The sequence below is a fragment of the Litchfieldia stipae genome (assembly GCF_014837155.1).
In the GTDB taxonomy this organism is placed as follows: Bacteria; Bacillota; Bacilli; order Bacillales; family Bacillaceae_L; genus Litchfieldia.
Genome location: NZ_JACYHA010000007.1, coordinates 36,589 through 49,176, shown reverse-complemented (window position 1 = coordinate 49,176; position 12,588 = coordinate 36,589). Strand labels below are relative to the sequence as shown.

The 12,588-nt window shown below is 39.8% G+C and carries 11 protein-coding genes; 5 read left to right on the top strand and 6 right to left on the bottom strand.

Features of this window, described 5'->3' with window-relative positions; all coding sequences use genetic code 11:
• Positions 1 to 38: 38 nt before the first annotated feature.
• From F7888_RS10415 to F7888_RS10400, 4 genes are all read left to right on the top strand, one after another.
• Positions 39 to 1,766, top strand: a complete 1,728-nt coding sequence (locus F7888_RS10415; RefSeq protein ID WP_191779167.1) for a phospho-sugar mutase — start codon at positions 39 to 41, stop codon at positions 1,764 to 1,766.
• 20 nt (positions 1,767 to 1,786) lie between these two features.
• Positions 1,787 to 2,743 (top strand): mannose-6-phosphate isomerase, class I, encoded by a 957-nt coding sequence (gene manA, locus F7888_RS10410; RefSeq protein WP_191779164.1) that lies wholly within the window; start codon positions 1,787 to 1,789, stop codon positions 2,741 to 2,743.
• A 68-nt stretch (positions 2,744 to 2,811) separates the two neighbouring features.
• Positions 2,812 to 3,675 carry an aldose epimerase family protein gene (locus tag F7888_RS10405; protein WP_191779162.1) on the top strand — a complete coding sequence of 288 codons (864 nt, stop codon included), beginning with the start codon at positions 2,812 to 2,814 and terminating at the stop codon, positions 3,673 to 3,675.
• A 203-nt stretch (positions 3,676 to 3,878) separates the two neighbouring features.
• On the top strand, positions 3,879 to 4,748 hold the full coding sequence (locus F7888_RS10400) for an ROK family protein (RefSeq protein WP_191779160.1): 870 nt from the start codon (positions 3,879 to 3,881) through the stop codon (positions 4,746 to 4,748).
• Positions 4,749 to 4,997: 249 nt separating this feature from the next.
• Here the strand turns inward: F7888_RS10400 and F7888_RS10395 are convergent, their stop codons facing one another.
• The 4 genes from F7888_RS10395 to F7888_RS10380 form a co-directional block, all read right to left on the bottom strand.
• The gene (locus tag F7888_RS10395; RefSeq protein WP_191779159.1) at positions 4,998 to 5,690 is read right to left on the bottom strand and encodes a sensor domain-containing protein; all 693 of its coding nucleotides are present in this window, start codon (positions 5,688 to 5,690) and stop codon (positions 4,998 to 5,000) included.
• Positions 5,691 to 5,723: 33 nt separating this feature from the next.
• Positions 5,724 to 5,903, bottom strand: a complete 180-nt coding sequence (locus F7888_RS10390) for a hypothetical protein (protein WP_191779156.1) — start codon at positions 5,901 to 5,903, stop codon at positions 5,724 to 5,726.
• 374 nt (positions 5,904 to 6,277) lie between these two features.
• Positions 6,278 to 7,564, bottom strand: coding sequence for a homocysteine synthase (locus F7888_RS10385; protein WP_412095992.1), 1,287 nt, complete (start codon positions 7,562 to 7,564; stop codon positions 6,278 to 6,280).
• 461 nt (positions 7,565 to 8,025) lie between these two features.
• Positions 8,026 to 9,240, bottom strand: coding sequence for a NupC/NupG family nucleoside CNT transporter (locus F7888_RS10380; RefSeq protein ID WP_191779152.1), 1,215 nt, complete (start codon positions 9,238 to 9,240; stop codon positions 8,026 to 8,028).
• A gap of 184 nt (positions 9,241 to 9,424) precedes the next feature.
• On the opposite strand from F7888_RS10380, the gene F7888_RS10375 reads away from it, so the two are divergent.
• The gene (locus tag F7888_RS10375; RefSeq protein WP_191779150.1) at positions 9,425 to 10,393 is read left to right on the top strand and encodes a hypothetical protein; all 969 of its coding nucleotides are present in this window, start codon (positions 9,425 to 9,427) and stop codon (positions 10,391 to 10,393) included.
• Between the two features lie 176 nt (positions 10,394 to 10,569).
• Here F7888_RS10375 and F7888_RS10370 read toward each other — a convergent pair whose 3' ends face one another.
• Both F7888_RS10370 and F7888_RS10365 read right to left on the bottom strand, forming a co-directional pair.
• Positions 10,570 to 11,397, bottom strand: a complete 828-nt coding sequence (locus F7888_RS10370; RefSeq protein ID WP_191779148.1) for a nuclease-related domain-containing protein — start codon at positions 11,395 to 11,397, stop codon at positions 10,570 to 10,572.
• An 89-nt stretch (positions 11,398 to 11,486) separates the two neighbouring features.
• Positions 11,487 to 12,515, bottom strand: coding sequence for a DnaD domain-containing protein (locus F7888_RS10365; protein WP_191779145.1), 1,029 nt, complete (start codon positions 12,513 to 12,515; stop codon positions 11,487 to 11,489).
• Between the last annotated feature and the right edge of the window lie 73 nt (positions 12,516 to 12,588).

Below are 12,588 nucleotides of genomic sequence, written 5' to 3'. Positions count from 1 at the left end.
TTGATAGTCCTTAAAATAGTTTATAAATGGAGGAAAACATGATTTGGGAAAAATTATATGAAAAGTGGGTTTCATTTAACCGTTTAAACAAAGAAATTGAAACTCAACTTAATAAATTGAAAGATGATAAAAAAAACCTAGAAGACTGTTTCTACAAAAACCTAGAGTTCGGCACAGGTGGAATGCGTGGAGAGATCGGTCCAGGTACAAACAGAGTTAATATTTATACTATCAGAAAAGCTACTGAAGGGTTAGCTCGATATATTGATGGTTTTGGTGAAGAAGCAAAGGCTAGAGGTGTAGCAATTGCTTATGATTCTCGTCATAAATCACCTGAATTTGCTTTAGAGGCTGCTCGTACACTTGGGAAGCATGGAATTAAAACGTATGTATTTGAAGAGCTACGTCCGACTCCAGAACTTTCATTTGCTGTTCGATATTTACATGCATTTGCTGGAATAGTGATTACAGCTAGCCACAATCCACCTGAGTATAATGGATATAAAGTGTACGCTGAAGATGGAGGACAGCTTCCACCAGTAGCTGCAAGTGAAATTATCGCAAAGGTTAATGAGGTTGAAGATGAATTAACTGTTGAAGTGGCTGATGTTGAAGAGTTAAAGTCTGAAGGATTATTAACTTTTATCGGCGAACATATTGATGCTGCATTTACGAATCAGTTAAAAACTATTACTCTAAATCCTACACTGATTGAACAAGTGGCAGATCAGTTGAATATTGTTTTTACACCATTACATGGGACTGCTAACAAGCCAGTAAGAAGAGCATTAGATGCACTTGGTTTTAAACAGATTACAATCGTTAAAGAGCAAGAGCTACCAGATCCAAACTTCTCAACTGTTAGCTCACCTAATCCAGAGGAACATGCTGCATTTGAATTAGCTATTGAATATGGAAACCGAGTTAATGCAGATTTATTAATTGGGACAGACCCTGATGCGGATCGTCTTGGGGTAGCTGTGAAGGATGCTAAGGGTGAGTATGTTATTTTGACTGGGAATCAGTTAGGAGCATTAATGCTACAGTACATCCTTTCTCAGAAACAAGAACAGGGAATCCTACCTGAAAATGGAGTCGTCTTAAAGACCGTTGTTACGTCAGAAATTGGACGAGCTATTGCAGAGAAATTTGGTATTCACACAGTTGATACGTTAACTGGCTTTAAATTCATTGGTGAGAAGATTAAAGAATATGAAGAGACTGGTGAGTATGCCTTCCAATTTGGCTATGAAGAAAGTTATGGCTATCTAATTGGAGACTTTGTACGTGATAAAGATGCCGTTCAATCATCTATTATGGCTGCAGAGGTTGCAGCATATTACAAAGCACAAGGGAAAACACTATACCAAGGGTTAATGGAGATATTTGAAGAGTACGGTTATTATCGTGAAGACTTGGTTTCGTTAACTCTTAAAGGAAAAGATGGAGCAGAAAAGATTAATGAAATGATGTCTTCATTCCGTCAAAATCCACCTGTTGAAATGGCTGGAAGGTCCATTGTAGCAGTTGAGGACTACCAAACAAGTAAACGAAGTGAGATTCTTTCTGGAGAAGAGAGCGAGATTAACTTACCAACTTCAAACGTGTTGAAGTATTTCCTAGAGGATGGTTCATGGTTCTGTCTACGTCCTTCTGGAACTGAACCGAAAATTAAGTTTTATTTTGGAGTGAAGGGTAACACTCTAAATGAGAGTATCGATATATTAGAAAGTTTAAAACAAGCTGTATTAAATAAAGTCCAATAACTAAGTTTGGAGTGAATAGAGTGTACAACGAACCACTATTTTTAAAACCTGTGTTTCAAGACCGTATTTGGGGAGGAACAGCTCTTCGTACTCAGTTTGGCTATGATATTCCATCAGAGCAAACAGGAGAATGCTGGGGGATCTCAGCACACCCAAATGGTCCTTCTGAAGTCATTAATGGACCATTGAAGGGGAAGACACTTGATCAGGTGTGGAACTCCAACCGTGAGTTGTTTGCTAATCAAGAGGGCGAAGAATTTCCTCTATTAGTCAAGATTCTTGATGCGAATGATGACCTGTCTGTTCAAGTTCATCCGAATGATGAACAAGCGGTTGAGTTAGAGAAGTATCCGTTTGGGAAGACAGAATGCTGGTACATTATTGACTGTGAAGAAGGAGCAGAAATTATTTACGGTCACCATGCAGGTTCAAAAGAAGAATTTGCACAAATGGTTGAGGCTGGTAAGTGGAATGAGCTGCTTCGTTCTGTCAAAGTGAAGCCAGGTGACTTTGTTTATGTGCCAAGTGGGACGATTCATGCGATTGGTAAAGGGATTCAAATCCTTGAAACACAGCAGAGCTCAGATATTACGTATCGTGTCTATGATTATGATCGTCGAGATGCTAATGGACTGACTCGTAAGCTTCATATTGAGAAATCAATTGCAGTTGCTACAACACCACATCAAGACGCAGCGTTTGAGGTTACGGAATCTGTGAATGGTGGATTAACGAGTAAGAAGTTAATTGAAGAGAAGTATTTCACTGTTTATCATTGGAACCTTGAGGGGACAGTTGAGTTCCGTGAAAATGATAAGTATTTATTGGTTAGTGTGTTAAAGGGGGACGGTGACTTTGTTGTTGATGGTCAATCTTATGCGTTTAAGAAAGGTGATCATTTTATCATTCCTTCGACTTTGAAAGACTATAAATTTGTGGGGAATGCGGAGATTATTGTGTCGCATACTACTAAGTAGAATATGATGTTTTAGCCAGGTGAGGGTGTCCTTGTCTGGCTATTTTACGAGATGAGGAGTGAGGATATATGTATGAAGTGACAGAAGCTGTAGATCGAAGTTATAAGGTCTATATTCTAAAGGATAAAACAACGAATTCATGGGTCAAGATTGCTCCAGAGCGTGGTGGGATTGTTTATTCGTATGGGGTAGAGGGAGAAGAGTTGTTGTACCTGAATGAGGAGACATTTAATCAGCCAGATGCGAATGTGAGAGGTGGGATTCCGATTTTATTTCCCATTTCAGGTCAGTTGACTGATGGAAGCTATGAATGGGATGGAATTACGTATCGGATGAACAATCATGGATTTGCTCGTAATGCCTCATGGGAAGTGGCTGGTTATGAGCAAGATGGAAAGGCTTCTCTGACGTTGAGATTGGTGAGTAATGAGCAGACGAAGGCTTCGTATCCATTTGAAGTTGAAGTTGTATTTACTTATGTCTTGGAGAATGGGAGGCTCGCTATCCATCAGGAGTATATGAATACTGGGGAACAGCCGATGCCAATGTATCCAGGGTTTCATCCATATTTCAAATCGACTGGTAAGAATCTTACATATGAAACGGATGCAACGAGGTACTTTGATTATAATGATGGGCAGGCGAAAGAGTTTGAAGGTCGTGTTGATTTAGAAGGGTTGAAGGAAGCAGTTGTTTTATTAGATGCTAATCAATCTAGTATTGCCTTTCAACCGTCATCTGGTGGGAAGAGAATTCGGCTCGATTATGGGAGTGAATTTAAGTATGTGATGTTATGGACAGAGAGCGGGAAGGACTTTGTCTGTGTGGAGCCTTGGATGGCGAAGACGGATGAATTCAATCGGAAAGATGAGTTAGTGATGGTTGGTGTGGGGGAGAACGTACAGACTGTCTTGAGTATTGGGGTTTTGTAGGTTGTGAATGTAGGCCAGAGGGACAGTCCTCTGGTCTATTCGTGGTTAAGCCTTGGCAAGTTTTTATTGAGCTGAACACAAATGGGATAGGAAGCTGTGATGACTCTAAGTGGGAACTGGAAGAGCATATTTTCCTCGCCTAAAAAAGTATATTCGTTCTAGGTGTCGTTCTAGTATACTTAGTATAAAAAGGAGTGTTTTGTGTGTACGGTTCAATAGAAGCAGGCGGGACAAAGTTTGTTTGTGCTGTAGGGAATGATGATTTTCAGATTGTTGAAAGAGTCTCGTTTCCTACGGCGACACCAGAAGAGACGTTAAATCTAGTATTTGAGTTTTTTGATCGATTTGAATTAAAGGCGATTGGGATTGGCTCGTTCGGTCCGATTGATGTGAATCCAACTTCACCTACTTACGGATCTATTTTAAATACACCAAAACTAGCATGGGTAAATTTTGATTTTGTTGGGGCTATTAAGGCGAGGTATGGCGTTCCAGTTAGTTGGACGACAGATGTGAATGCAGCTGCGCTTAGTGAGGCGACAAAAGGAGCGGGAGCAGGGTTGAAGAGCATTCTGTATCTAACGGTTGGTACGGGTGTAGGTGGAGGAGCGATTGTCGGTGGCAAGATTATCGAAGGATTTGGCCATCCAGAGATGGGGCATATAAAGGTACAGATTCACCCTGAGGATACATTTGGTGGGGGATGTCCGTATCATGTGAATTGCTTAGAAGGCATGGCGGCGGGGCCAACGATTGAGGCTAGACTTCAGAAAAAAGGTAGTGAAATTGATCCAGATCATGAGGTGTGGGACTACTTAGCCTATTATTTAGCACAAGCTCTGCATACATATACCCTTGTCTTAAGACCTGAGAGGATTATTTTGGGTGGTGGGGTAATGAAGGGCGGGAATTTGCTGTCTAAGGTGAAACAAGAGTTAGTAAGTCAGATCGGGAATTACGTAGAGATTCCGCCGATTGATGAATATGTTACTCGACCGGACCTTGGGGATGATGCTGGGGTGGTTGGTGGGTTGATATTGGCTAGGGGTGTGTTGGAGGAAAGTAGGTCGTAGGGATAGTCATAGTGGGTCTACTGTAGAAAGTTGATTAAATACACGATTAATATATCTACCATTTCCTATTTACTAAAAGTAACATTCAAGAATTTTGGAGAAGTAAAGCCCTATTCCCCCTTATTTTTCTTCGAGGAATAGGGCTTATGAGTTTTCGTTAGATGTCAGGATCCTATGATTTTCTATTGCATAGAATCCGTTAAAAGTATGGATGTTCCATTATTAGATTCAGTTACTCTTCAACAAATACTATTCGCTAAAAATTTGAAAGCAATTTTTACCTCTTTCCTTTGCTTGATACATGGCGATATCAGCTTTTTTCAACAGATTTCCTAAATGGATCTCCTCATCATAAGGAAATGTAATAATGCCAATAGAAGCAGAGATATTGATGTTAAATCCTTTCCAGTCAGATAATATACTCAAAAGGTGATGAGCTTTGTCTTCTATCTCTAAATCATCTTGTAAGTTCGGAATAAGGATAACAAATTCATCGCCGCCTAGCCGTACACCTAAACTAGTAGCATCTAAGAATTTCTTAATTCGGTTACCTACTTCTTTTAGGATGTCATCACCTACATGATGACCATGAACATCATTTACTTCCTTAAACCCATCTAAATCAAGGAGCATTAACGTCCCTTTATTAGCAATCTGAGTAAAATGAGTATATAAATAATTTCTACTATAAAGTTCTGTTAAGGAATCGTAATTAACCTTCCTTTCTAATTCAATGACGAAAGAAAATAAGTTGGAGAATTTTTGTAATACTTCGATGTCCTTCTGTGTAAAATTTGATGTTTTGCTGTCAATTGCACATAATGTTCCAAACATCTCACCATTATTATAAAAGATAGGAACACCTAAATAGGCTCGTATATTCGCATCGTGTGTTACAGGTAAATCTTTAGTAAATTCATGTATATGAGTATCATTGATCAAGAGTGGTTCCCGACCACCAAAGAATATCTTCTGTCAATATGCTTCCTCTATTCCTAAAGTTACACCTTCTTTAATGTTAACATCACTGTTATCGTTATCTAATGTTTTTATAATGGAAAAATGATTCTCTGTTGTTTTAGATAAAAAAAATGATTTTCCTTCTAAATATTCATTTACTAATTCTAATAAATCCTTTGCAGCTTCGTAAGTCATTGAACAAACCTCTTTAAAAATTATTTGTAAGATAGATTATATCAAAAAGAACATTTCTGATTTTAAGAGAAAAATTCACCTTCATTACCATTAGAATGGGATTATAAAGTACACTCTTTTTAGAGTTAACTATAGAAAAGCTTATTGCGTAGTATGAGTCTAAATACAAAAAAAGACCACTCTAATTAGTATGGTCTCATCAAATGTTTGACATGCAATCATATTGCACGTGATTTTTTATTTAAAAAATATACCTGTGCAGCCATAAAGCTTGCAGCGAGGAGGCTCACCGGACGGAGAGTGTACTCAGTCTGTGGCTTTCTAAGCAACAATTTAGACGAATACAGCCTAATAAAAAGCGTGGACGTTGATATCTATTGTTGGCTATTTATTAAAGCTTGCTCAATATCTGAAATAATATCATCTACATTCTCAATTCCGATCGATAAACGGATCAGTTCTGGACGTACGCCTGCTGAACGCTGCTCTTCCTCAGTTAATTGTTGATGAGTCGTACTTGCCGGATGAATGACCAACGATTTCGCATCTCCAACATTAGCAACATGGGAGAACAATTCAAGTGCGTTAATAAATCGTTTGCCCTCTTCTATACCGCCTTTAATACCAAATGTTAATATTGCCCCTTGTCCTTTAGGCAAGTATTTCTTTGCCAAGGAGTGAGAACGGTGCGATTCTAAGCCCGAATAGCTTACCCATTCCACCAACTCATGACTTTCTAGGAATTCAGCAACTTTCCGTGTATTCTCACAATGTCTTTCCATACGTAAATGTAATGTTTCTAATCCTTGTAACAGTAAAAATGAATTTAGAGGAGCAATTGAAGGTCCTAAATCACGCAATAATTGTACTCTTGCTTTAATGATATAGGCTAAATTCCCTACTGCTTCTGTATAGACGATACCGTGATAGCTAGGATCAGGTTCTGATAAACCAGGGAACTTGCCATTGCTCCAATCAAAATTCCCTCCGTCGACAATGATTCCTCCAATTGATGTTCCATGTCCGCCAATAAATTTTGTCGCAGAATGAACAACAATATCTGCACCATGCTCAATTGGACGGCACAAAGCTGGAGTAGAAAAAGTCGCATCAACCATCAATGGCAATTCATGCTTATGTGCAACGTCAGCAATCGCTTGTATATCAAGTACATCCCCTTGCGGATTACCGATAATTTCACCATACACCAATTTGGTTCTTGGGGTAATCGCTTGTTCAAACGCTTCTGGGTTCGTCCCATCAACTAGATGAACGGTTATTCCCATTTTCTTTAATGTATGGACAAATAGATTATATGTACCCCCGTATAATGCACTTGAAGCAACAATTTCATCTCCGTTTTCACAAATATTTAAAATGGCCAAATGGATAGCGGAACTGCCGCTCGCAGTTGCTAAAGCCCCAACTCCACCTTCAAGTTCAGCCATTCTTTTTTCAAAGACATCTTGAGTTGGATTCATAATTCTCGTGTAAATGTTTCCAACCTCGGATAATGAAAATAAATTAGCCGCATGCTCTGTGCTCTTAAAACCATAAGATGTTGTTTGATAAATAGGTACAGCTCTAGATTGAGTCGTAGGATCGATTTCTTGTCCACCATGTACGGCAATTGTTTCTAATGCCCATTTTTTTTCACTCACAAAAATTCCTCCTAACATCCATTTTAATTGTATCAACCAATAGGGAAAATGTTCTTTATTTCGGGTTAATTGTACCGTTATTCCCTTTAATTATCAATTAGTTTTGACTATTCAGTTATTTTTGCGTAATGTTTTTTCTCTTACAATAGAGGGAAGTGATAGTCAAATACGAAAAAGACCACTCTAATAAGAATGATCTCTTCAAATGATTTGACATGCAATGGTACTAAACCTGATTTTTATCAAAGGCTGTTTTCTCAAAGTTTGTTGTTTTTTGAGGTGAAATAGTTGAAAATAGATTTCTAGCAGACTGAATACACGGAGACTCCCGTGGGACTAGTAGCCAAAGTGAGACCCCGCAGGAGCGCTTGCGACGAGGAGGCTCACCGGTTACCCCACAGGACGCGGAGTGTATTCAGGCTGCGGTATCAAGAGCAACAATATATACGAAAACAGCCTTATCAAAAAAGCATACCTGCGATTGATGCGCTGAGTAAAGAGGCGAGCATTCCTGCCAACACAGCTCTCAATCCGAGCTTGGCAATATCCGGACGACGGTTTGGTGCCAGGTTACCAAGTCCTCCTAATAAAATTCCTAACGAAGAGATATTGGCAAATCCACAAAGGGCAAAGCTGATGACTGCAACAGTCTTCGGAGAAAGCTCTTCGATCATTGGAGCAAAGGAAGCATATGCGACGAATTCATTTAAGATTAATTTTTGACCTATAAATCCTCCGGCAAGTACCGCCTCATTCCAAGGAACCCCGATGGCAAAGGCCAACGGTGCAAAGAGGATGCCCAGAATCCACTCAAGGGTTAAGGTATCAAATCCGAACCAACCACCGATCAATCCCAACAAACCATTAAGCATCGCGATGAGGGCGATGAAAGCCAGTAACATCGCACCAATATTTAAGGCTAACTGAAGTCCTGTACTCGCTCCATGGGCCGCCGCATCGATGACATTTGTTGAGTTCGTGTCCTTTTCCAATTTCAGTTCATCGGATGTTTCTGAAAGCTCTGTTTCAGGGATCATTATTTTTGCAATAATTAACCCGGCAGGTGCAGCCATAAAGCTTGCAGCAAGGAGGTATTCTAACGGAACTCCGAGTAGGGAGTATCCTATAAGAACGGAACCAGCAACTGAAGCTAACCCACCTGTCATGACCGCAAAAATCTCGGATCGTGTCATTTTATCTAAATAAGGTCTAACCACTAGTGGTGCTTCGGTTTGGCCAACAAAAATATTAGCCGCTGCGGAAAGGGATTCAGCTTTACTGGTCCCCAGCAGTTTCGACAAACCGCCTCCTAGAATTTTGATCACCCACTGCATTAAGCCTAGGTAATAGAGGACCGAGATTAACGAAGAAAAGAAAATGACGACAGGCAACACCTGAAACGCAAAGATAAATCCGACATTCTCAGCCGCAAAAATACCTTCAAACAAAAAAGCAATTCCTTCTTCGGTATAATTGATAATCTCATTGACACCTAAAGCCACTTTCTGCAACATACGCTGTCCAAAATCCCATTTAAGTACAATAAAAGCGAAAGCTAACTGTATCGCTAACCCACCAAGCACGGTCCTAAGGCTAATCGCTTTTCGATTGCTCGAAAATAAAAAGGCCACTCCAAATACAGTCAGGATCCCTAACAAACCCCAAAGAATATTCACCGTTTATCACCCCTTTAATGCTAAGTTTACCCATCACATGGGGAGACAACTCATAATGGGGGGGTGGGATATTTTGTTAAAATATGAGGGTGGAGGGACAATCAACAAGGCTCAAATTTATAATAGCTTAAATGATGATAGGGAATATTATCTACACTAACTAATTAGGTTGGGAGGAGTCTGTATGTACAATGTAACTAAGGATAGAGCGATTAAGATTAGTGCAACGAGCTTTGCAGAAATAAATTACAAAGAAAGCGATATTGAAGAGTTATTAAGAAAGAATATTGATATGATTTGTGATGAAGAAGAATCAATGCTGATTGTTGGGAAGCAGGTTAGAAATGCTCAGCATGGTATCAGTGACCTGACCGCTGTTGATAATAAGGGGAATATTGTATTAGTTGAGATTAAGAGAGATCGGAAAGACATTGAGACGAGAAGAGAGGCCTTTGAATTTCAAGCGATTCGTTATGCAGCCAGTTATGCAACGATTGAAGACCCCGATGATTTAGTGAACAAAATTTACTCACCATACATTGAAAAATACCGAAATGAATTTGAAGATGGTTATTTAACGAGTGCGGAACTAGGGACACGCAAGTTATTGGAGTTCTTGCGTGAAAACGGAGCAGAGAGCTATTTTAACAAGAGCCAAAGGATTATCTTAGTTGCCTCAGATTATGATGAGCAAACTCTGTCAGCAGTTGCGTGGTTGAATAGTAATAATGTGGATATTGCTTGCATTAAAATGATTCCCTATAAAATAAAAGGTGAGATATACATAAGTATTGAGAAAGTATTGCCATTAAATACTGCTAAAGATTATTATGTCACTTTTCTAGATAGTCCATTGAAAAGTACGAAGCAGAAAAAAGGTTTTACACGACGTGATCTTCCGAAAATTGATGAGATGCTTGAATGGGGCGTTGTTAAAGCGGGTGATATCATTGTAGCTAAAGGGCGTGATGATGAGGGTATCCTTTTAGCTAACGGTAATGTAGAAGTAAAAGGGGAAGAACTCACCATGCAAAAATGGCTCAAGGACCTCTTTGGCTGGTCTAGTATTCAAACCTATGTATTTGCCATTCATAAAGAAACAGGGAAGGCACTCTCTCAAATACGGCGGGAGTATATGGAGAAGGAATTGTAAGTTGGCAGAAATAGGAGGCGGGAGGGACAATCCCTGTGGTCTTGTTGGGCTATATGGGTAGTCCCCGCAGCTCAAAAAAGCTTAATCAAAGTAGTGGAACCAGCGTGGCTGCTCAAGGTGAGGGGAATTTGTCTCTGTTATTGAAAATGTTAGAAATTATAGTTAGGTGTACCGTTTTAGTGGACAGATTTTTGATGCTCAAAGCAATATATTTTGCTGTTGAATTTTTTATTGTCTAAACAATATTTTTTAACTTTATCTGATACAGGCTTATTGCAAACTGAACAAGTATAACTTGATCTAGTCTCTTCATTTACTTCACTTGTCTGTAGTGTATGTTTATGTTCTTCTCTTCCTTTTGGATCAGTAATATTTGCTTTTGAAAAAGCTTCATAAATGGTTATAATGTCACTTTCATGTAAGAGAGGTTCTTTATGTTCAATTTTGAGGACTGATAGCTTCCGGTGAATAAATTCAGACAGTTCGATGTCATACACTATCATTTCATTGGATCCTATTTTACGGTAGTCTAAGTCAACTTTAAATGTGCAGCGTTTTGTGAAAGATACCATAGAGATAAATAAGTCATAGTACTTTGTATCAATAAATGCTGTTAATGCTTTTATATGCCCATAGTTTTGTACAAAAGGGTTCATCATTTTAAACTTCCCATTAACCAACCACGTTTTTCGATCTTTCCCACCATAGATGGTCCCTTGATAGTTCTTAGTTTCAATGACAAAGATACTATAGGGAGTTAATACTACATGGTCAATTTGTGAATATCCTGACCTTGCTTTTGGGTTTTTAACGAGGAGATCGCTTAAGTATCGACAATCCTTAGGCAGCTGATCTAGTTGAATATCAATCTTATATTCTCCTATTTCACCTTTTCTAGTATCGATCTGTTCACTCACCTTTTTAGGTTTTGACGCAGTCATATTAGCTTGTTTTGGTTTGTCCTCGTTCTTTTTCTTCTTTAAAAAGTTTAGGAATAATAGCATGAACTTCTCCCTGTTTATTTAATATATTCTCATTGTAGCTAACGACCCCATAGGGGTATTTTAACAGAATGCATGAGAACCGTCCCCAATTAGCCATGAGTCCGGCTTATTTGCTGCTTCTTCCTCACCAACGCCTCAAACCGCTTAGCCATTTCCTGACTTCTTTTCTCAGCTTCCGTATTATGTTGAATCCTTTTTGAAATGAATGCTGTAATCGACTTTTCATCAAGTAACGGATGATATTGTTGCACTTCCGCGAGAATGGTGCCAGCAGTTTTTTCTAATTCAACACCAACTCTAACAAGATCTTCAGGTGAGGGGATTTGTTTTTCCATGCTTGTCTTTGTTTCCTTTCGGTCAGTCCTAGTACATCTGTTTTGCTTAGTTGATTGCTTTTCCTTGTACCGTAGTCTTGCTGTATGAACTTCAGTGACGGTTGTGTATTGTTTGTCGATCCAGTCTCTTAGGATGGCTTCGACGTAGGCCCAGGTTTTGGAGCTGTGTTCGATGGCGAATTTCATGGCTTCGATGATGAGCTCGTCGGAGAGGTCGTTGCTCCAGGCGGTGATTTTTTCGGACATGTAGCTGCCGATGGTTCCGAAGCCATTTTCCTCGTAGAAGTGGTGGGGATTGAGTGGGGCTTCTTCTACAGCTTCTAAGATCTCTGAAGGAATCTTTGAAGTGCTTTCTGGTAATGGTGTGGTGAAGGTGGGCGCTTCGTCGGTACAGGTTGGCTGAGTGGACTGGTTAGATTGGGCACATGGATGGGGCATGGGTTCGAGCGGGTATGGAAGTAGTTCGTGTAGCTTGTCGTAGTTGATGCGGTACCATTTGGTTTTGTCGAGTTTGAGTTTGTTATAGTTTGCGGAGATGAGGATGCCGAGATTCTCTAACTTGGTGATGGTTCTGCGGATGGTGCTGACTGACCAGAAGGGGAATTGCTTTGCCCAGTCTTCGTAGGTGTTGTAGACCCAGTTGTGGTTGTCGTGTTGGTTTGTGCTTCGTTCGAGCCAGTAGTGTATTTGTTGAAGGATGAGGCTTTCGTTGAGTCCGAGTGTGGTGGCGATGGTTGGGTGAACGAGTAGGGGGCTTTCTGGGAATAGTGGTTGAGTTGTCATGGGTTTGGTGAGCTCCTTTTGTAGGGAAGGGAACAAAGTTGTTCCCTGGGTCCGGGTTTATTTTATAAGAATG

Bases quoted from the DNA above. Each gene is read 5' to 3' on its own strand.
- F7888_RS10415 (WP_191779167.1), top strand. From the start codon at position 39: ATGATTTGGGAAAAATTATATGAAAAGTGGGTTTCATTTAACCGTTTA.
- F7888_RS10375 (WP_191779150.1), top strand. From the start codon at position 9,425: ATGTACAATGTAACTAAGGATAGAGCGATTAAGATTAGTGCAACGAGC.
- F7888_RS10390 (WP_191779156.1), bottom strand. From the start codon at position 5,903: ATGACTTACGAAGCTGCAAAGGATTTATTAGAATTAGTAAATGAATAT.
- F7888_RS10365 (WP_191779145.1), bottom strand. From the start codon at position 12,515: ATGACAACTCAACCACTATTCCCAGAAAGCCCCCTACTCGTTCACCCA.
- F7888_RS10370 (WP_191779148.1), bottom strand. From the start codon at position 11,397: ATGCTATTATTCCTAAACTTTTTAAAGAAGAAAAAGAACGAGGACAAA.
- F7888_RS10405 (WP_191779162.1), top strand. From the start codon at position 2,812: ATGTATGAAGTGACAGAAGCTGTAGATCGAAGTTATAAGGTCTATATT.